Source organism: Streptomyces sp. CRN 30, from assembly GCF_034105845.1.
This window is the reverse complement of the sequence record NZ_JAVRHI010000554.1, coordinates 41,915-59,950: the sequence shown is the minus strand read 5'-3', so window position 1 is coordinate 59,950 and position 18,036 is coordinate 41,915. Positions and strand designations below refer to the sequence as shown.

The following is an 18,036-nucleotide window of genomic DNA, read 5'->3' as shown; positions in this document are numbered from 1 at the left end:
TTGGAAAGCGTGTTGGGGGCAACCCCTCACGAGTTCGAATCTCGTATCCTCCGCCAGTGCCTCACCGGGCACGATGTCGAAGGGCCCCACCGTTCGCGGTGGGGCCCTTCGACTGTCCGGGGTTGGTCCGGTGGGTGTCCGGGGTTGTTCCGGGGGGTCTCCTGTCCTCGCCGGGTGGGGGTCGCCCGGCGAGGACTGCCGCCGTCGCGCTACGCGGCGCCGGAGGTGTCCGCGGCCGTCTTCTTCGGCCGCTCGCGGTAGTGGTCCACCACCGCTCGCTCCAGTACGGCGTACTCCTCGATGACCAAGCCCTTCTTTCCGGCTGCGCTGTCCTTGACGAAATAGGTGCGCTCACCGAGGTAGGTGAGGGTCGCCGGGTCGAAGACCCACTCGGTGGCGGCGCCCCACTCCTCGTCGACGTACCGGATGCCGATGCCGTGGCGGCCCGCCGCGTCGACGGAGTCCGCCTCGCGGGTCACCCCGGGAATCCGCGCGGCGGCCTCGTACATGGCGGCGGCGGTCTCGGCCGGCATGTACGTCCCGCCGACCAGCGAGCCGATCGACCGGAAGACGACCAGGTTCCTGTCCCGGTCGGCGTCCACGTCGTCCGCCGTCAGCTCGTAGAGGCGGTCGAGGAGGGCGTCGGGGTCGGTGGGCAGCGTGCTCAGCCAGGTGTAGGTCGGGCGGTCGATGCCCGCGGGGACGCCCGGGGAACCCTCCGGCAGCAGTTCGGTGGTCGGGTAGTACGCGCCGTCCTGGTAGACCTCGGCGAGCTTCTTCGTCGGTGCCGGGTCCTGGTTGATCCATGTTTCGGACCGGCTCAGTTCCTGGGGCACGTACCGGCCGTCGTCCTGGACCTCCGCGCCCGTCTCCAGGGACTTGAGGTAGACGAGCTGGTCGTCGCGGACCCGGACCGTGTCGGTCTCCGCGGCGACGTCGGCGACCTGCTGGAGCAGGACGACGGCGCTGTCCCCGCCGGCGGTGGCGTCGGTGGTGGTGCCGGAGTCGCCGTCCCCGGGGCCCTGTACGAGGGTGACGGCGACGACGCCGGCCAGCGCGGTGGCCGCCAGCGGCATCCACAGCGCGGGGCGGAGCGGGCGGCGGCGCGGCGCGGGGGCCGGGGCGGCGGAGGGGCCGCGGTCGTTGTCGATCAGTTGCATCAGGCGGTCCTTGTGAAGGGAGTGCCGGTCGGCAGCGAGGTCCCGCTCGGGCGGGGGCGGCAGCAGCCGGCGCAGGTCGTCGTGGACCGTCCGGTCGGATCCGGAGCCGTCGGCGTTCATCGGGGGGCCTCCCTCATCTGCTGGGCCGACAGAGCCGCGAACGCGGTCTCGCTTCTCATCTCTCCGCGGCGGGAGGGGAGTTCCGTACGATCAGGGCCGGTTTTCGACTTTTCGTCCGCCAGGTGGTCGTCCGTCAGTCCGCGCAGCCGCGCGCGGGCCCGGGAGAGCCGCGAGCGGACCGTGCCGACCGGGACACCCAGGGCGCGCGCGGCCTGCTCGTAGTCCAGTCCGGACCACACGCACAGGGCGAGCACCTCCCGTTCGGCGCTCCGGAGCCGGCCGAGGGACTCGCGGACGGCGGCCAGGCGGCGGGCGTCGTCGATCCGCCCGGCGGTCTCGTCGGCGAAGTCGGCCACCGGCTCCGGCGCGGAGCGGCGGGCCAGGAAGGCGAGGCGCCGGCCGGTGCCGCGGTTGGCGTTGCGGGCCTTGTTGGTCGCGATGCCGAGCAGCCACGGCTTCAGCGAGCCCTGGTCCGGTTCCGGGTCGGCGTGGAGCTGCTCGCGGCCGCGCCAGGCGTCGAGGAAGGTGTCCCCCATCACCTCCTCCGCCGTCGACGGGTCGCCGGTCAGGCGGTACGCGTAGTTGTAGACGGTGCGCGCGTACTGCTCGTACAGCTCCGCGAAAGCGTCCCGGTCGCCCGCCCGGACGCGCGCACGCAAACGATCACTCATGTCCGTTCACACCTCACACCTTCATCTCTCCGTGAGGACGGAACGGTTCCTCGTGAGCTGGGCCACAGCGGCGGGAACGGCGGCGGCCGTCGCCCTCGGTCGGCGACGGCCGCCTTGCGCGTGGACCTCCCCCTCTGTCGCAAGGTCCCCGCGCGGGGATCGTCCTCCCGGCCGCTGGGGCATGCGGGAGTATGCCCCGGCTCGAACCGGGCCGGGAGGACGGGGCCGGTGCCCTCCGTGTCCGCTGCGAGGACGTGGGCTCCGGCCGGCTCGGTGGTCGGCTCTCCCACGGCCCGGGGACAAGGGGCCGATGACGGCGCACCGCACCGACGGTGCGGTGGCCGCGGCGAGGAGTTCAGGGAGCAGGACGCTCCGGGTCGCTCCCGGACGAACCTCGCGACGAGCAGAGTAGAGCGACTTCCACGGTGGACGACAGACCACCTTTCGGACTGTCCGTGGATATCTGCGTGCTGTCCGTGAGCGGCACGCGCGCGTTCAGCTCGCCGGGCGGCGGCTCTCCAGCGCGTCGTCCAGGGCGTCCACCACGTGGAACACCGTTCGGAGCTTGACGATACGCAGCAGTTTCAGGACGCCCGGGTCGGTGCAGACGAGCGTCAGCCGGCCGCCGCGCTCCTCGGTGCGGCGCCGTACGCGGCACAGCAGCCCCAGCCCGCTGCAGTCCAGGAAGTCGACGGGGCCGAGATCGATCACAAGGTCGGGCCGCGGGCCCGCGGTGAGGGTGTCCAGCGGGGCGGTGACGCGCAGCACCACGGCGAAGTCGATCTCGCCTATGAGCTGGACGACGGTACGGCCGGCCGTCTCGTGGACGCGCAGCTGCGGGAAAGGAGAGGAAGGTGTCGCAGAAGCGGGGGGCTCCCGGGTCATCGGGGGGTCTCCGTGTTTCGTGGGCACACGCCTCGGTGCCGAAGCGGGCGGAGAGGGGTACACGGCCACCGGGAGCAAGGGCGGCGATGCGTCCGACTGTAGGACGGGCGGTGTGAGGGCTGTGTCGGGGTTCCGGGGAGAAACGCTTCCCTTGCGCGGGAGTTACACCGTTCGGGTGGAATCCCGTGAAAATGCTTCGCCAGAGTTGAGATACGTGCTTACACCGTCCTGTCGTTCACTCCGCTAGGCTCGTGACGTGACGCGTGACAAGTCACCCACAGAGCGGTTCACCGTCGTCGCCATCGCCTCGTCCGCGGGCGGTATCCAGGCGCTGAGTGCGCTGCTCGGCGCGCTGCCGCCTGAACTGCCCGTGCCCGTGCTCGTCGTCCAGCACCTCGATCCCCGGCACCGCACGGTGCTCGCCGAGGTGCTCGACCGCCGGACCGGGCTCCACGTGAAGCTCGCGGAGGCGGGCGAACGGGTGCGGCGCGGTGTGGTCTATGTCGCCCCGCCCGACCGCCACCTCCTCGTCGACGCCGCCGGTGTCCTGGAGCTGACCGCCACGGAGCTGGTCCACTTCGTCCGCCCCTCCGCCGACCTCCTCTTCGAGTCCGTCGCCGGCGCCTACGGCACCCAGGTCATCGCCTGCGTGCTCACCGGTTCCGGCCAGGACGGCGCGATGGGCGTCCGCGCGGTCAAGGCACGCGGCGGCACGGTGATCGTCGAGGACCCGCTCACCGCCCAGTTCTCGGGAATGCCGCACTCGGCTGTGGACACGGGCGCGGTGGACTTCGTGCTACCTCTTGAGGAGATCCCCGCAGTCGTGCGCGGGCTCGTCGAGACGGGAAGGCAGTGATGGCCGAGACACAGGAGCCCGAGGACAGCGCGGCGCTGGAGGGACTGCTCCAGTTCATCCAGGAGGCCCGCGGCTTCGACTTCACGGGCTACAAGCGCTCCACGCTCTCCCGGCGCATCCGCAAGCGCATGACCGACGTCGGCATCGCCTCGCACGCGGACTACCAGGACTTCCTCGAAACCAACGCCGACGAGTTCGTCGCGCTCTTCAACACCATCCTGATCAACGTCACCTCCTTCTTCCGCGACCCCGAGGCGTGGACCTTCCTCCAGCACGAGGTCGTCCCCGAGCTGATCTCGGCCCTGGAGCCGGACCAGGAGATCCGGGTGTGGAGCGCGGGCTGCTCCAGCGGCGAGGAGGCGTACAGCCTGGCCATCATGTTCGCGGAGACCCTCGGCATCGAGGAGTGCGTGCGCCGGGTCAAGATCTACGCCACGGACGTGGACGACGAGGCGCTGCGCGAGGCCCGCTCCGGGCTGTACACCACGCGGTCGCTGGAGCCGCTGCCCTCCGAGATCCGGGAGCGGTACTTCGAGCAGAACGGCACGCTGTTCAGCTTCATCCCCGATCTGCGCCGCCGGGTGATCTTCGGACGGCACGACATCACCCGCGACGCCCCGATCTCCCGGCTCGATCTGCTCATCTGCCGCAACACCCTGATGTACTTCAACGTGGAGGCGCAGACCAACATCGTCGACCGCTTCCACTTCGCCCTGCGCCCCGGCGGGCACCTCTTCCTCGGCAAGGCCGAGATGCTGCTGAACGACAGCGACCGCTTCGAGGTCGTCAACATGCGCCAGCGGGTCTTCCGCCGCCGGGCCTCCGACGCCGGCCTCACCTACCACCCGCCGCCGCTGAAGATCAGATCCAGCGCGAGCGCGCGGAGCGAGATGCGTTCGGTGACCCGTACCCGCCAACTGCGCGACCTGGTGCTCGACGCCGGGCCGACCTCGGTGATCGCCCTCGACAACGACGGCGTCGTCTCGGTGATCAACAGCCAGGCGCGGACCCAGCTGGGCCTGACCACCGGTGACCTCGGCCGGCCCTTCCAGGACCTGGAGGTCTCCTACCGGCCGACCGAGCTGCGCTCACTGATCGACCAGTCCACGCACGAGCGCCGGGCGCTGCGGGTCAGCCAGGTCGACCGCCAGGTGGGCGAGGAGACCCAGCACTTCGACATCCTGATCCAGCCGATCGCCGGGCCCTCGGGGCTGCACGCCGCGACCGTCATCTCCTTCACCGACGTCACCGTCGCCACCCGGCTCAAGGCCGAGATCAAGCGGGTCCGCGAGGACCTGGAGACGGCGTACGAGGAACTCCAGTCGACCAACGAGGAGCTGGAGACCACCAACGAGGAACTCCAGTCCAGCATCGAGGAACTGGAGACGACCAACGAGGAACTCCAGTCGACCAACGAGGAGCTGGAGACCACCAACGAGGAACTCCAGTCCGGCAACGAGGAACTGGAGACGATGAACGAGGAGCTCCGCATCCGCACGGAGGAGCTCGACGAGGCCAGGGCCTTCCAGGAGGCGGTCCTGACCAGCATCGCGGCGGGCGTGGTCGTCCTCGGCCGGGACCTGCGGGTCAAGAGCTGGAACCGCGGCGCGGCCGATCTGTGGGGGCTGCGCGAGGACGAGGTGGCCGGCCAGCCCTTCTTCGACCTGGACTTCGGGCTGCCGACCGAGGACCTGCGCTCCGTGGTGGAGCGGTGCCTGGAGAGCCGCAAGCGGTCCGGCCCGGTCGGACTCCAGGCGCGCAGCCGGATCGGCCGGCCCTTCACCTGCGACGTGTTCTGCTCGCCGTTCGGCGGACGGCACGGCGGGGTCGTCCTGATGATGGAAGAGAGCCGAAGCGGTACCTCCGGCTGACCCCTCGGCGTAGCCTGGGCGGCATGGACCCGCAAGGGCACAGGGGAGACCTCGGTCTGGCGGCGGTGGCGAGGCGCCGCGCGGCGCTGGCGCGCGAGCGCGCGGCCCGTGCGGAGGCCGCCGCCGCGCGCAACGAGCGCCTGGCCGAGGCCCCCGGCCGGGAGTACCACGCGATGATCGCGGAACGGCACCGCAGATCCGCCGAGTGCCACCACGCCACCGCGCGCCTCCAGGACGACTTCGCCGACCGTGCCGCCGCGTGGACGGAGGGCGGGGCCACCCGGCCCCGGTTCATGACAGTGGTCGCCGAGGCCTGCGGCACCGGCAGCGCGGCGGTCGCCCTGCTCGACTCACAGCGCCACCAGCTCACCGTCGCCGGGTCCGACCACCGCTCGCGCAGCGCCCAGGACCTGGAGTACGTGCTCGACGAGGGACCCGGCCAGGACGCGGCGACGCAGCGCCGCGCGGTGCACGCCGCCGGTTCCGCGATCGAGGAGCGCTGGCCGCGCTACGGCCCCTCCCTGCTCTCCCTGGGCATCGCCTCGGTGTCCGCCGTGCCGCTGCAGACACCGGACAACTGCGTCGGCACGCTCACCGTCTTCCGGTCGCGGCCCGCGGAGCCGGACCCCGGCCGGCTCTCGGAGGTCGCCGCCGCCCTGACCCACATCGTGCTGCTCGACCCGGACGCCGACCCGGACCTCTACGGCGGCGCCGACTTCCGGGCCGTCGTGCACCAGGCGGCCGGGGTCCTGTCCGTCCAGCTCGGCCACCCCGTCGACGACGCGCTGGCACTGATCAAGGCGCGGGCGTTCGCCGAGGAGGTGTCCCCCGACACGATCGCCCGGCGCATCATGCGCGGAGACCGCGAACCCTCTGAGGAAGAGATGCCATGACGCCCGAACAGCGGCTGGCCAACGCGTTCGTCGCCCTGGCAGGCGGCACCGAAGCCGGTCCCCTGGACGTGCCCAGGACCCTGTCGGTCCTGGCCCACCGCGCTCCGGTCCTGCTCGGCGTGCGGGCCGCGACCGTGGTGTTCGCCCCCGAGGGCCGGGAACCGGCCCTGGTCGCCGGCTCCGACCCACAGGTGTCCCGCCTGGAGCAGGACGCCGCCGAGTGGCGCGAGGGACCGGGCCACGACTGCCGGCAGGCCGGTGACCGTCCGCCGGCCCAGGAGTCCCTGGACAGCCTGATCGTCCGGCAGCGCTGGCCGCACTACTCCCCGCGCGCCCTGCGGCTGGGTTACACGCATGTGATGGCCCTGCCGCTGCGCTCCCGGCCCGCCGCCAACGGCGCCCTCGTACTGCTCTCCCGCGCGCCGCGCTCCGTCTCGCCGGGCGCGGTGACCCTCGGCACGTCGCTCGCGGACTTCACCGCGCTGATGCTGGAGCGGGCCCGCGAGGCCGACCGCAGCCGCACCCTCACCGCCCAGCTCGAACAGGCCCTGTCCGGCCGCGTCATCATCGAACAGGCCAAGGGCGTCCTCGTCACCCTGCGCAACCTCTCCCCGGAGGACGCCTTCGACATCCTGCGCAAGTACGCGCGGTCACGGCAGCGGCCGGTACGCGACGTGGCGCGCGAGGTGGTCGAGGGCCGCGCCGACCCGGAACTGACCGGGGGCGGCCCGTTCTGACGGTGCGTGGGGCGGCATCCCGGCGGCCCGGCGGGCTCAGGGCGTGATGCGCGCCCGCCGGACCGCGGTCGTCTGGTCCACCTCCGACACCCGGACCGTCGCCCGCAGGGTCCATGTCCCGGGGAGCGGCAGGGTGACGGTGTTGGCGCTCCAGTAGCCGCCGCGGTCGACCAGCTCCGCGTCGATCGGGCCGATGTCCCGCGCCTCCAGGGTGAAGGACAGCCGCAGTTCCGGTACGGAGATCAGCCCGCCGTCGGCCCCGAAGACCACGGCCTGCACGGCGTTGTCGCCGGTACGGCCGGGATCGAAGGTGACCTGGACCGTGCCCTCGCCGTCCGGGGTGCCGACGTCGAACGGGATCGTGGTGACGGAGGCGGGCAGCAGCGCGCCGGCCGGGGCGACCCGGGCCGCCTCCTCGTCGGCACGGCCCGGTGAGGTGCCGGTCAGCACGGTGGTCACCGCGAGGACGACGGCGGCGACCAGCGCTTCGGCGAGCACGGAGCGGCGCAGGGACCGGCGACGGGGGTCCTCCGAGACCCGCGCCTCGTCACCGCCCGCGTGCACGCCGGCGTCGGCGGCACCCTCGTCCGCGTCTGCGTCGTCGACACGCGCGTCCGCGTCCGCGTCTGAGTCGGCGACACGCCCGTCCGCGTCGGCATCGGCGTCGGTGCTCACGCGCGCGTGCCCGTCCACGGCAACAGGCTCGACCTCCGCCTCCGTCTCGGCTCTCCCGCCGAGGGGCGGCGTTCCGGCGCCCGGTCCGCCGAGGGGCGGCGTTCCGGCGTCCGGTCCGCCGAGAGGCGGCGTTCCGGCGTCCGGTGGGGGCGGGCCACCGGACGGTACGGAGATCCGTGCGTGGACGGCCGTGGGGGTGCGGGAGGTGTCGGCCGGCACGGCATCCCGCACGTCCCCCGCCGGTACGGCGACCCGCGCCTCCCCCGCCGGTACGGCGACCCGCACGCCCCCCACCGACGCCCCCAGTCGGCTCGTCCAGCGGCGGGACACCGCCGCCAGTGTCACCAGCGCGGCCACCGTGATCGCCTTGGCCGTCAGGAGCCTGCCGTACGGCGTGCCGGTGAGGGCTGTCCAGGAGCCGAGGCCGCGCCAGGACTGGTAGACGCCGGTGGCGACCAGGACGATCACCGAGGTCAGGGCCAGCCGGGAGAACCGGGCGACGGCGGCGGCCGGTAGTTCAGGCCCCGCCGGAACCCGACGGCGGCGCAGCAGGACCAGCAGGGCCGCGAGCCCGCCCAGCCAGCTCGCCGTGGCCAGCAGGTGCAGTACGGACGACACCAGCGCCACCGGCACCTGCGGGCCCGCGGCGGCGTGTTCGGCGCCGGACCAGGTCAGGGCCAGCGCGGTGGCGACGGCGGCGCCCGCGACACGTTCGCCGCGCCCTGCCGGGGCGCCGCGCAGGAGGCGGGCCAGCAATGCCGCCGCCGGGGCGAGCAGCACCAGCCGCGCCGCCAGCAGCAGTCCCGGCCGGGTGGTCAGCGTCCGCCCGAGCGCACCGGGGTCGAGGGCCGCCGCCGGTCCGGTGCCCGCCTCGTAGGGGGCGCGCAGCAGCAGGAGTACGGCGGTGGCGGCCGCCAGGGTCCAGCAGCCCGCCGCCGCGAGGGGGCGCAGCCGCCCGGCGCCGGGCGGCCGGCACACGGCGAGGAACACGCCCGTGCCGACGAGCAGCGCGGCGGCGAGGTAGGCGAGGAACCGCGTGGCCGTCCACAGGGAGACCGTCAGCGGGTCGTCGTCCGCGCCGGTTACGGGGGCGGCCCCGGCGGAGGGCGCGCCGACGGAGAAGGTGAACGCGCCGGAGACCGGGTGGCTGTCGGCGGACACCACCCGCCAGGCGACGGTGTACGTGCCGTCGCCGAGCCGGTCCGGCAGGGCGACCCGCGCGGTGTCGGACCGGCCGTCGGCACGGTCCGCCTCCCCGGTGCGGACGCGGTGGCCGTCGGGGGCGAGAACGCGGAAGGAGTCGTCGCGCAGGCCGACGGACTCGCTGAAGGTCAGGGTGAGATGGCGGGGGGCGCGCTGGAGGACGGTTCCGTCGCCGGGGTCGGTGGCGGTGAGGGCGGCGTGGGCGGACGCGGGCCCGGCACCGCCGAGGAGGAGCAGGCCCAGCACGGCGCCCAGCAGCACCAGCCCCCGGACCGCCCGGCGTCCCCGTCCGTCCCGCCGTGCCCGGCGCTCTCGGTCTCCGTCACGCTCCACGTCACCACCTCGTCCCGCGCCCCGTCGTGTCGGGGTGGGATACGGACCGCGGGGGCGCCGTGCTCACCAGGACGGGCGGGCGGTCACCCCGCCGTCCACCACCAGGTCGTGGCCGGTGACGAAGGACGCCAGCCGGGAGGCGAGGAACACGCAGGCGTCGCCGATGTCCTCGGGGCGGCCGAGGCGTCCGGCGGGCACCGCGTCGAGCCAGCGCCGTACGCCCTCGGGCCACTGTTCGGCCAGGCCGTCCCGGTCGGTCAGGCCGGGGGAGACGGTGTTGACGCGGACGCCCCAGGGCCCGTACTCCTGGGCCGCCGCGCGGGCGTGCTGGACGACCGCGGCCTTGGCTGCGCCGTAGTGGGCGTGCCCGGGGGCGGGGGCGCGGGCCTCGATGGACGCGATGTGGGTGACGGTGCCGCCGGTGCCGGTGCGGCGCATCACCTCCGCTGCCGCTGCCGTGCAGGCGAAGACGCTGGTCAGGTCGGTGTCGACCACGGTCCGCCACTCGGCGGCCGTCATCTCGGCGAGAGGGCGGACCGGTTGGACGGCCGCGTTGTTGACGAGCGCGTCCAGCCGGCCGCCGCCCCAGTCGGCGGCCTCCTCGACCAGGCGGCGGCAGGCGTCGTCGTCGGTGAGGTCGGCGCGCAGGACGACGGCCCGTCCGCCGCGTGCCCTGACCCGTGCCGCCACGTCACCGGCCGCCTCCACCGACGTACGGCAGTGGACCGCGACCGCCGCGCCCTCCTCGGCGAGGCGGAGCGCGATGCCCCGGCCGATGGAGCCGCCCGCGCCGGTGACCAGGGCGGTCTGTCCGTCGATGAGTTTCATGGGCGGCACAGTTCCACGATCCGGCGGGCCTCGGCCGGGTAGCGCGCCGTCAGGTCGGCCGCGGCGCCGTGCTCGTAGTCCGCGTCGGTGAAGCCGGGGGCCATGGTGCAGCCGAAGAGGGTCCAGGCACCGCCCGCCGTGACCCGGCCGCCCATCCAGGTGCCGGCGGGGACGACGTACTGGACGTGCTGGCCGCCCAGGACGTCCGGTCCCAGCACGATCGTGCGGGTGGCGCCGTCGGGGGCGAGGAGCAGCAGGGTGATCGGATCGCCGAGGTAGTGGTGCCAGACCTCGTCGGTGGGCAGGCGGTGCAGGGCGGAGAAGTCGTCCGGTCGGGCGGTCAGCAGCGCGACGATGGCGGTACCGGCCGGGTGGCCGTCACCGCGGTCGGGCCCGGCCCAGGTAGACCGGAACAGGCCGCCCTCGCGCGGGATGGGCTCCAGGCCGTAGTGGGCGACGAGGTCCTCGGGGGACGGCGGGGCCGTCCGGCGCGGCTGGCTCATCCGGGGAGCGTACGCGCGCGCGGCGGGCACCCGCGCGCGGTCCACAGACCCACGCGCGATCATCGGGGCATGGACGTCACCCTTCACCTCGCCCAGGACCCCGAGGCCGACGAGCTGCTCGGCCGCAGTCCGCTCGCCGCGCTGACCGGCATGCTGCTCGACCAGCAGATCCCGATGGAGTGGGCTTTCAAGGGCCCCGCCACCATCGCCAGGCGGCTGGGCGCGGACGACCTGGACGCGCACGACATCGCCGCCCGCGACCCGGAGGAGTTCGCCGCGCTGCTGGCGGAGAAACCGGCGGTGCACCGCTACCCCGGTTCGATGGCGGGCCGCGTCCAGCAGCTGTGCCGGTACCTGGTGGAGCACTACGACGGTGACGCCGAGGCCGTCTGGCGGTCCGCGGCGACCGGCCGCGACCTGCTCAAGCGCCTCCAGGAGCTGCCCGGCTTCGGCAAGCAGAAGGCGCAGATCTTCCTCGCGCTGCTCGGCAAGCAGCTCGGTGTCCGCCCGGACGGCTGGCGCGAGGCGGCCGGCGCGTACGGCGAACCGGACGCCTTCCGCTCGGTCGCCGACATCGAGGGCCCCGAGTCCCTGGCCAAGGTCCGCGCCCACAAGCAGGAGATGAAGGCGGCGGCCAAGGCGACCAAGGCGGCCAAGGCGTCGAGGACCACCGGGGAGAAGTGAGGGCTGGGGGCGGGGCCCGGGGGGACGAGCCTGTGGGGCGGAGGACCCTACCGGCCCAACCGGGGTCGCGGCCCCCGCCCGGCCGGGCCCAGCATGAAACATGACCGAGCCACCGAGCGGCCTCTGTACGCCGGGTGAGCGAATCTCGCGTGCGGCGCGAGGGGCGGCGTACGCCCAGCGGGGACACGACCTGACGTGAGCCCCGTACCGCACCCCGCCGTCCGCGCCGCGCGCCGGAGCGCCTGGCCGCGGGTGCTGGTCCTGCTGCTCGCCCTGCTCGTGCCGACGGCCCACGCGCAGGCGGCGACCCCGCCGCCCGCCGCCGTGGCGGGCGACGGCTCCGCGGCCGCCGAGTACGACCTGCTCGACACCGCCCTGCGCGCCCCCGCACGCGGCACCCGGCGCCCGGCCGCGCCCCGGCGTCCCGCGCCGCCGCCGGGCGTTCCGCGCCCGCCCGCCGCGCGCTGCCCCGGCCTCGCGCCGGTCAAGCCCCCGCCCTTCCCGCGCCCCGCACGCTCCGTCGTCCTGCGCTGCTGAGCGGACCGGCCCCCGGCCCGCCCACGCGACCGACGTACGCACTGCGCGTACACAGCGACCAGGGAAGACGAGAACCCCCCATGCTCAAGGACCCGTACGCCGTCCTGCGCGCCCTCCTGCGCGCGGAGGCGAGCCGCACCACCCCCGAGCCCCCGCCCGCCCCGACCCGCCCCCTCGACCGGGACCGGGACCGGCGCCCCGCACCGGAGCGTGAACGCGGCTGACCCACCGTCACCGGCGGCGGGAGCGGCGGCGTCCGCCGTCCCCGCCGCGCCGGACGGGAACACCCGGCCGATGTCCTCGTTTCCCGTGTTTCCCCCTCTTTGCTCCGTCTTTTTCAGCCCCGCACTCGGCCTCCATGGCTGCGCCCGGAACGTCTGGCCCGGTAGGCTTTCCGTGTGATCTTCAAGCGCATCGGAAACGGCCGGCCGTACCCCGACCACGGCCGGGAGAGCACCCGGCAGTGGGCGGACGTCGCGCCGCGCCCGGTCCGCCTCGATCAGCTCGTCACCACCAAGCAGCAGCTGGACCTGGAGACGCTCCTCGCCGAGGACTCGACGTTCTACGGCGACCTCTTCGCGCACGTCGTGAAGTGGCAGGGCGACCTCTATCTGGAGGACGGCCTGCACCGCGCGGTCCGCGCCGCGCTCCAGCAGCGCCAGGTGCTGCACGCCCGCGTCCTCGAACTCGACTGACGCGACCCGGGTCGACACCGCGGGCCGACATCGCGGGTCGACACCGTGGGCCGACGCTCGAACGGACGCTCCGACGCCCGTCGCTCAGGCCGGTTCTTGACCCTTTCGGGTTGCATCGGGCCGGCCACGCGCCATCGAATGATCATCTAGTAGGCATTGCAGCCCGGGAGCACTACGCTGCGTTCATGAGCATGCTGACTCCCCCCGGCATGGGCGGCAAGTACCGCATCACGGGTGACAAGTACCCGCGGATGCGGCCTCCCCGGAGGCACGGCCGGCTCGCTTTCCTCGGCGTCGCCTGTGTCGCCGTTCTCGGCGTGCTCGGCTGGGGCACCTGGCAGCTCGTCGACGTCTTCACCGGCGGCGACGAGGCGTCGGCGGCCGATCGCGCCGCCGCCGCGTGCAGCTCCCCCGACTCCGCCGAATCTGCGGGAACGAACGTTTCGTCGACCCCCGTCGCCCTGCCGAAGCCGGGGAAGGTCACCGTCAACGTGCTGAACGCGACGACCCGCGGCGGCCTCGCCCAGAAGACCGCCGACGAGCTGAAGAAGCGCGGCTTCCGCATCGGCGACGTCGGCAACGCGCCCAAGGAGTACGACAAGAAGGTCGACGGCACCGGGGTGCTGCTCGGCCCGGCCGCGTCCCTGAAGGCCGCGCTGCCCGTGCTCGGCACCCAGCTGCCCGCCGCCGAACAGCGCACCGACGCCGCCCGCAAGGACACCTCGGTGGACCTCATCATCGGCGACGGCTTCAAGGGCCTGGCGAAGAAGGCGGCGGCCGACACGGCGCTGGCCGCGCTGGCCTCCCCCTCCCCGGCCCCCAGCGCGGAGAAGGGGAAGAAGGGCTGCTGAGGCTCCCCGGGGCCCCGGGGTCCTACTCGGCCGCCCCGTACATCCGGTCGCCCGCGTCGCCGAGGCCCGGCACGATGTAGCCCTGCTCGTTGAGCCGCTCGTCGACCGAGGCGGTCACGACCGTCACCGGCGTGCCGGCCAGCTCGCGCTCCATGACCTCGACGCCCTCGGGCGCGGCCAGCAGCACCACGGCCGTCACGTCGTCGGCACCGCGCCGGATCAGCTCCTGGATGGCGGCGACCAGGGTGCCGCCGGTGGCCAGCATCGGGTCCAGGACGTACACCTGACGGCCGGAGAGGTCGTCCGGCATCCGGGTGGCGTAGGTCGATGCCTGGAGCGTCTCCTCGTTGCGCACCATGCCCAGGAAGCCCACCTCGGCGGTGGGCAGCAGGCGGACCATGCCGTCGAGCATGCCGAGGCCGGCCCGGAGGATCGGCACCACCAGCGGACGCGGGTGGGAGAGCTTGACACCGGTGGTCGTCTCCACCGGTGTGCGGATGTCGACCTGTTCGGTACGCACGTCGCGCGTGGCCTCGTAGGCGAGCAGGGTGACCAGCTCGTCGGCGAGACGGCGGAAGGTCGCGGAGTCGGTGCGCTGGTCGCGCAGAGTGGTGAGCTTGTGGGCGACCAGGGGGTGGTCGACGACGTGGAGACGCATGTCCACCACAGTAACCGGGCCCCCGGACAGCGACGTCCCCGCGCCCGGCAAGCCCCCGCCGCGCGCTTGACCCGCACGCCTGCGTCAAACCCCTCCGAGGAGGGAAGGCGACAGGAACATGACGCGGGGTGGTGAGACTGTGCCAGACCGGGAAGTCCACAACACGCCGTCCGGGCGTGCGGAACCGGGAGCGGGAGCGGAACCGGGAGCGGAGAAGCGTGCCGGGAAGGGCTCGGGGCGAGGACGGGGCGCGGACGCGCGCGGAACACCGCAGCCGAGGACGGCGGAGCCGAAGGCCCCCGCGGGGAAGCCGGCACCGGCCTCTTCCTCTGCGCCCCCCTCTCCTTCCTCCCCCTCTCCCTCCTCCCCCTCTTCCTCTCCCTCCTCCGCCGACCAGGATGCCGACCGTCGTCGGCGCCGGGCCCAGTTCCTGCGCGAGCGCCGGGAGGCCCTGGAGCTGCGGGACCGGGTCCAGCCGCGCCGGGCCAAGACCGCCCGGCTGCGACGGCAGATGCGGATGCGTACGTTCCGCTGGTAGGGCCGGGCGGGCGCCCGTACGGGGAAGATCCCGCGCCGCGCCGGTGTTGCTCCGACGGGCGTGCGCTGAGGCCGTGAAAAGCCGCGTACGATCCGCACGTGGCGGCGACGAGTGTGCTGACGGAGCCCCTCGCGACGCGGTTCCGGCGTGTTCGTCGGCGGAACCGCCACCGGGACGGATCCACGATCACGGCGGCCGGACACAGGGAGTCGAAGACATCCCCTGACGGCCGTGTTTCTGCCACGATTCCGAGTGGGTGGGGCTCGGAGCCCGCTCCTGGCCCGCCCGAGACCTCCGCCGGGGGGACCCCCAACCGGCACGCCTATGAACAGTGGGAGAGTCACGGTGTACTTCGCCGCACTGCTCGCGCGCACCGAAGACGGGTGGGAAGCGAGCGACACGGAGCTCGACGATGTGGAGACCCTGTCGGATCTGGCCGACCTGGCCCGGGAAGCCTCTCCCGACGAGGACACGGTCCTCGTCCTGATCGAGCAGGAGGGCGGGTGGTTCGGTGTCGTCCGGGTGGACGGCGAGGACGACCCGCGCATCTACGTCTCCGACGCCGCCGCCGCTGCCCGCAGCAGCTACGGCGAGATCCTGCTCACCGATGAACTGCTCGGCCGGGAACCCGACGACGCCGCCGACCTCGACGCCCTCGACCTCGACGGCACCGAGGACGGCGAGGCCAACGCCGACGAGGCCGACGACGCGGCGGACACCCCCGCCGCCGACTCCGCCGTACCGCACGGCCCGGTGGGCGACGCCGAGGTCCTGGAGGACCTGGGCGTGAGCGAGAAGGAACTGCGCTCGCTCTCCGAGGACGCGCTCATGGAGATCGCCGAGTCGCTGGGCGCCTCGGAGGTCCTGGAGACCGTCCGCTGACCGCATCCGACCCCGTACCCGAGTCCGTACCCGTACCCGTACCCGATCCGGTACTCAACCCCGTACCCGACCCCGTACGCGATCCCTGGCTGCCCGCGATGCGCCTCGCCCTGGACGGGGCGCGCCGGGCCGCCGCGGACGGTGACGTCCCGGTGGGTGCCGTCGTGCTGTCCCCGGACGGCCGTACGGTGCTCGCCGCCGGGCACAACGAGCGCGAGGCGACCGGTGATCCGACCGCGCACGCCGAGGTCATCGCGCTGCGCCGGGCCGCCGCGGAGCTGGGCGAGTGGCGGCTGTCCGGCTGCACCCTGGTGGTCACGCTCGAGCCCTGCGTCATGTGCGCGGGGGCGCTCGTGCAGTCCCGGGTGGACCGGGTGGTCTACGGCGCCCGGGACGAGAAGGCGGGCGCGGCCGGCTCCCTGTGGGACGTCGTCCGCGACCGGCGCCTCAACCACCGCCCCGAGGTGATCGAGGGCGTGCTGGCGACGGAGTGCGCGGCACTGCTCACCGGCTTCTTCCGGACCCGCTGAGCACGGCCGGCCGCCGGCGACGATATCGATTTCGGAGCACACCCCGCGGTGGGGTAAGGTCTCTCTCGGTAGCGTGTCCGAGCGGCCGAAGGAGCTCGCCTCGAAAGCGAGTGTGGCGCAAGTCACCGAGGGTTCAAATCCCTCCGCTACCGCTCTTGAAGGGCCCCGTCGAAAGACGGGGCCCTTCGTGCGATCATGAGCAGCGCCCGGGGCGGCGAGCGACGTCCGGGGCGGCAGGGACGTCAGCGACAGGGGAGGCCGCTGTGGCGGTGAACGCGAAGAAGATCGCCGTCTATGTGGTCGTGGTCTTCGTGCTGTACCTGATCATCACCGATCCGGCCAAGGCCGCGGACTACGTGCAGATAGGCTTCGAGGGCATATCCGACGCCGCCAAGGCCATCGGCGACTTCATGTCCTGGGTCGCGCACGGAGGTAAGTGATGATCCGGCACCTGGTCCTGTTCAAGCTGAACGAGGGCGTCGACCGCGACGACCCGCGCGTGGTGAAGGGCGTCGAGGCGTTCCGGGCCCTCGGCGGGCAGATCGACGAGCTGCGGTTCTGGGAGTGCGCCTGGAACATCAGCGACCGCCCCATCGCCTACGACTTCGCCATCAACTCAGCGGTGGACGACACCGACGCCCTGCGGCGCTACCTGGAGCACCCGGCGCACCAGGCCGGTGTCGCCCTGTGGCGCGAGTTCGCCACCTGGGTGATGGCCGACTACGAGTTCTAGGCCCGGCGGCCGCCTCCGCCGGTCCCCGCCCCGCACCGTTCAGGTGCGGGGCTGCTTTGCGTTATATGCCCTTTTGCTCCTAACAGTTCCCAACACGGCGTTATGTGGTGCTTGCGCACAGTGCTCATGTCTTGTGATGCTATGACCGCTTTTGACGGATGAGTTGACCGAAAGCTGATGGATCACGAGGTGGAGTTGACCGTGCCGGCCAGTACTGCGCCTCAAGCACCGCCCCAGGAAGCACCGGCACGGGAGGCACCGCTCCAGGCGGCCCCGGCCCAGGCGACCCCGGCCAAGGAGGCCCCGGCCCAGGAGGCGTCACCCGCGCCGCAGCGCAGCAGCCGGGGCGCCGACACCCGGGCCCTGACCCAGGTGCTCTTCGGCGAGCTGAAGGGGCTCCAGCCGGGCACGAGCGAGCACACCCGGGTCCGCGCGGCGCTCATCGAGGCCAACCTGCCGCTGGTGCGGTACGCCGCCGCGCGGTTCCGCTCGCGCAACGAGCCGATGGAGGACGTCGTCCAGGTCGGCACCATCGGCCTGATCAACGCCATCGACCGGTTCGATCCGGAGCGGGGCGTGCAGTTCCCGACGTTCGCAATGCCGACGGTGGTCGGCGAGATCAAGCGGTACTTCCGCGACAACGTCCGCACCGTCCACGTACCGCGCCGGCTGCACGAGCTGTGGGTGCAGGTGAACAGCGCGACCGAGGACCTGACGACGGCCTTCGGACGGTCCCCGACGACCGCCGAGATCGCCGAGCGGCTGCGCATCACCGAGGAGGAGGTGCTCTCCTGCATCGAGGCGGGACGGTCGTACCACGCCACCTCCCTGGAGGCCGCGCAGGAGGGCGACGGGCTGCCCGGCCTCCTCGACCGGCTCGGCTACGAGGACCCCGCGCTGGACGGCGTGGAGCACCGCGATCTCGTCCGCCACCTCCTCGTCCAGCTCCCCGAGCGGGAACAGCGCATTCTGCTGCTGCGCTACTACAGCAATCTCACCCAGTCGCAGATCAGTGCGGAACTCGGCGTCTCCCAGATGCACGTGTCGCGGCTACTCGCGCGTAGCTTCCAGCGTTTGAGGTCCGCGAACCGGATCGACGCATAATCGCAAGCGTGAGCGGGCTATAACCGGCGAGAGCGAATCGCTCACCTGGGCCGTTGTGGGCGATTGGCGCCCGAAAGGCCGTCAGACCC

At 73.2% G+C, this 18,036-nt stretch carries 21 protein-coding genes and 1 tRNA gene; 15 read left to right on the top strand and 7 right to left on the bottom strand.

Annotated features, from left to right (window positions below):
• Positions 1–209 precede the first annotated feature (209 nt).
• The 3 genes from UW392_RS64520 to UW392_RS64510 all read right to left on the bottom strand — a co-directional run bounded on the left by UW392_RS64520 (position 210) and on the right by UW392_RS64510 (position 2,836).
• Positions 210–1,280 carry a CU044_5270 family protein gene (locus tag UW392_RS64520; RefSeq protein ID WP_320784798.1) on the bottom strand — a complete coding sequence of 357 codons (1,071 nt, stop codon included), beginning with the start codon at positions 1,278–1,280 and terminating at the stop codon, positions 210–212.
• Positions 1,277–1,951 (bottom strand): RNA polymerase sigma factor, encoded by a 675-nt coding sequence (locus tag UW392_RS64515; RefSeq protein WP_320784797.1) that lies wholly within the window; start codon positions 1,949–1,951, stop codon positions 1,277–1,279. The genes UW392_RS64520 and UW392_RS64515 overlap by 4 nt, the downstream gene beginning before the upstream one ends.
• Before the next feature lie 495 nt (positions 1,952–2,446).
• Positions 2,447–2,836, bottom strand: coding sequence for an STAS domain-containing protein (locus UW392_RS64510; RefSeq protein WP_320784796.1), 390 nt, complete (start codon positions 2,834–2,836; stop codon positions 2,447–2,449).
• Between the two features lie 256 nt (positions 2,837–3,092).
• On the opposite strand from UW392_RS64510, the gene UW392_RS64505 reads away from it, so the two are divergent.
• From UW392_RS64505 to UW392_RS64490, 4 genes are read left to right on the top strand one after another with little or no spacing between them, the layout of a single operon-like run.
• On the top strand, positions 3,093–3,692 hold the full coding sequence (locus UW392_RS64505) for a chemotaxis protein CheB (protein ID WP_320784795.1): 600 nt from the start codon (positions 3,093–3,095) through the stop codon (positions 3,690–3,692).
• Positions 3,692–5,563, top strand: a complete 1,872-nt coding sequence (locus UW392_RS64500; protein WP_320784794.1) for a CheR family methyltransferase — start codon at positions 3,692–3,694, stop codon at positions 5,561–5,563. The genes UW392_RS64505 and UW392_RS64500 overlap by 1 nt, the downstream gene beginning before the upstream one ends.
• Before the next feature lie 23 nt (positions 5,564–5,586).
• Positions 5,587–6,456 carry a GAF domain-containing protein gene (locus UW392_RS64495; RefSeq protein ID WP_320784793.1) on the top strand — a complete coding sequence of 290 codons (870 nt, stop codon included), beginning with the start codon at positions 5,587–5,589 and terminating at the stop codon, positions 6,454–6,456.
• Complete coding sequence (locus UW392_RS64490) at positions 6,453–7,193, top strand: ANTAR domain-containing protein (protein WP_320784792.1); 741 nt, start codon at positions 6,453–6,455, stop codon at positions 7,191–7,193. Before UW392_RS64495 ends, UW392_RS64490 begins: the two co-directional genes overlap by 4 nt.
• Before the next feature lie 36 nt (positions 7,194–7,229).
• Here UW392_RS64490 and UW392_RS64485 read toward each other — a convergent pair whose 3' ends face one another.
• From UW392_RS64485 to UW392_RS64475, 3 genes are all read right to left on the bottom strand, one after another.
• Positions 7,230–9,332 (bottom strand): copper resistance CopC/CopD family protein, encoded by a 2,103-nt coding sequence (locus UW392_RS64485; protein ID WP_320784805.1) that lies wholly within the window; start codon positions 9,330–9,332, stop codon positions 7,230–7,232.
• A 135-nt stretch (positions 9,333–9,467) separates the two neighbouring features.
• Positions 9,468–10,232 carry an SDR family NAD(P)-dependent oxidoreductase gene (locus UW392_RS64480; RefSeq protein WP_320784791.1) on the bottom strand — a complete coding sequence of 255 codons (765 nt, stop codon included), beginning with the start codon at positions 10,230–10,232 and terminating at the stop codon, positions 9,468–9,470.
• Positions 10,229–10,735 carry a cupin domain-containing protein gene (locus UW392_RS64475; protein WP_320784790.1) on the bottom strand — a complete coding sequence of 169 codons (507 nt, stop codon included), beginning with the start codon at positions 10,733–10,735 and terminating at the stop codon, positions 10,229–10,231. The genes UW392_RS64480 and UW392_RS64475 overlap by 4 nt, the downstream gene beginning before the upstream one ends.
• Positions 10,736–10,804: 69 nt before the next feature.
• Between UW392_RS64475 and UW392_RS64470 the strand changes: the two genes are divergently transcribed.
• The 5 genes from UW392_RS64470 (at position 10,805) to UW392_RS64450 (ending at position 13,502) form a co-directional block, all read left to right on the top strand.
• Positions 10,805–11,419 carry an HhH-GPD-type base excision DNA repair protein gene (locus UW392_RS64470; RefSeq protein WP_320784789.1) on the top strand — a complete coding sequence of 205 codons (615 nt, stop codon included), beginning with the start codon at positions 10,805–10,807 and terminating at the stop codon, positions 11,417–11,419.
• A gap of 195 nt (positions 11,420–11,614) precedes the next feature.
• Entirely contained in the window at positions 11,615–11,956 is a 342-nt protein-coding gene (locus UW392_RS64465; RefSeq protein ID WP_320784788.1) for a hypothetical protein, read from the top strand.
• A gap of 80 nt (positions 11,957–12,036) precedes the next feature.
• Positions 12,037–12,180, top strand: a complete 144-nt coding sequence (locus UW392_RS64460; protein ID WP_320784787.1) for a hypothetical protein — start codon at positions 12,037–12,039, stop codon at positions 12,178–12,180.
• 174 nt (positions 12,181–12,354) lie between these two features.
• Positions 12,355–12,651 (top strand): type II toxin-antitoxin system VapB family antitoxin, encoded by a 297-nt coding sequence (locus UW392_RS64455; RefSeq protein WP_004943146.1) that lies wholly within the window; start codon positions 12,355–12,357, stop codon positions 12,649–12,651.
• A 209-nt stretch (positions 12,652–12,860) separates the two neighbouring features.
• Positions 12,861–13,502 carry a LytR C-terminal domain-containing protein gene (locus tag UW392_RS64450; protein WP_320784804.1) on the top strand — a complete coding sequence of 214 codons (642 nt, stop codon included), beginning with the start codon at positions 12,861–12,863 and terminating at the stop codon, positions 13,500–13,502.
• 22 nt (positions 13,503–13,524) lie between these two features.
• Here UW392_RS64450 and upp read toward each other — a convergent pair whose 3' ends face one another.
• A complete protein-coding gene (upp, locus tag UW392_RS64445; RefSeq protein ID WP_320784786.1) occupies positions 13,525–14,160 on the bottom strand; it encodes a uracil phosphoribosyltransferase in 636 nt (211 codons plus the stop codon).
• An 883-nt stretch (positions 14,161–15,043) separates the two neighbouring features.
• On the opposite strand from upp, the gene UW392_RS64440 reads away from it, so the two are divergent.
• From UW392_RS64440 to UW392_RS64415, 6 genes are all read left to right on the top strand, one after another.
• Positions 15,044–15,580, top strand: coding sequence for a hypothetical protein (locus UW392_RS64440; RefSeq protein WP_320784803.1), 537 nt, complete (start codon positions 15,044–15,046; stop codon positions 15,578–15,580).
• Positions 15,581–15,678: 98 nt separating this feature from the next.
• Positions 15,679–16,110 (top strand): tRNA adenosine(34) deaminase TadA, encoded by a 432-nt coding sequence (gene tadA, locus UW392_RS64435; RefSeq protein ID WP_320784785.1) that lies wholly within the window; start codon positions 15,679–15,681, stop codon positions 16,108–16,110.
• Positions 16,111–16,177: 67 nt separating this feature from the next.
• Positions 16,178–16,262: transfer RNA gene (locus UW392_RS64430), tRNA-Ser, on the top strand.
• A 111-nt stretch (positions 16,263–16,373) separates the two neighbouring features.
• Positions 16,374–16,550: a hypothetical protein gene (locus tag UW392_RS64425; RefSeq protein ID WP_320784784.1), complete on the top strand. Its 177-nt coding sequence runs from the start codon at positions 16,374–16,376 to the stop codon at positions 16,548–16,550.
• The gene (locus UW392_RS64420; RefSeq protein ID WP_320784783.1) at positions 16,550–16,843 is read left to right on the top strand and encodes a Dabb family protein; all 294 of its coding nucleotides are present in this window, start codon (positions 16,550–16,552) and stop codon (positions 16,841–16,843) included. The genes UW392_RS64425 and UW392_RS64420 overlap by 1 nt, the downstream gene beginning before the upstream one ends.
• A gap of 177 nt (positions 16,844–17,020) precedes the next feature.
• Entirely contained in the window at positions 17,021–17,947 is a 927-nt protein-coding gene (locus UW392_RS64415; RefSeq protein ID WP_320784782.1) for an RNA polymerase sigma factor SigF, read from the top strand.
• Positions 17,948–18,036: the final 89 nt, after the last annotated feature.